Source organism: Methylibium sp. T29-B (assembly GCF_000576225.1).
In the GTDB taxonomy this organism is placed as follows: domain Bacteria; phylum Pseudomonadota; class Gammaproteobacteria; order Burkholderiales; family Burkholderiaceae_C; genus Methylibium; species Methylibium petroleiphilum.
This window is the reverse complement of sequence record NZ_AZSN01000383.1, coordinates 1-786: the sequence shown is the minus strand read 5'-3', so window position 1 is coordinate 786 and position 786 is coordinate 1. Positions and strand designations below refer to the sequence as shown.

General features: G+C 74.0%; 1 protein-coding gene. It reads left to right on the top strand.

What is annotated here, in order from left to right:
- On the top strand, nt 1-786 hold a 786-nt coding region (locus tag Y694_RS22080), incomplete at both ends, for a PAS domain S-box protein (protein WP_036236833.1).

The window sequence follows — 786 nt, the reverse complement described above, 5'->3', positions numbered from 1 at the left end:
AGCGACCGACAAGCTGATCGTGCTGGTGGCGGTGGTGGCCGCGCTGCTGGGTGTGGTGGCGCTGCTCGCGGTGCGCGGCTTCGCGGCCCAGCTCGCGGCCGCAGGCCGGCGCATGGAGCGCGAGGCCGGCGAGCGCGGGCACGCCCAGGAACGCATGCTCGATGCCCAGCGCCGCCTGCGCATGGTGCTCGAGCACATCAGCGAAGCCGCAATCGCCTACGACGAGTCCGGGCGCGTGCAATGGATCAACCCGGCCGGCGAAGTGATGTTCGGGCGCTCGCGCCAGGGCATCGGCGGACAGCCGATCTCGCTGCTGATCCCGTCGCTGGCCGAAGACCTGGACTGGCCGGTCACGCAGCCCGAGGCCGAACTCGACGGGCTCACCCCGTCGCCGTGGACCGTGCGCCGCGACACCGTGGCGGGCCAGCGCGCCGGCAGCGGGGGGGTCGAGGTGCCGATGGAGATCGCCCTGGTGCAGACGCACGTGGACGGCGAGCGCATCGGCATCTGCCTGTGCCGCGATCTCAGCGAGACCGAACGTGCGGTGCGCATGACGCACGCCTTCGCCGCGATGCTGGGCGACGCGCTGCGGCAGCCGCTGGCGCAGGTGCGCGATGCGCTGGCGCTGCTGCCGATGCTGCCGCCGGGTGCGCTCGAGGCCCCGCTGCGCCAGCAGCTCACGCTGGCCTGGGGCCACAGCGAGCGCACCCTGGGACTGGTCGACGACCTGCTGGAGCTCGAACGCCTGCGGGCCGGGCCGCGCCACGCCCGCGTCGTGCCCACCGA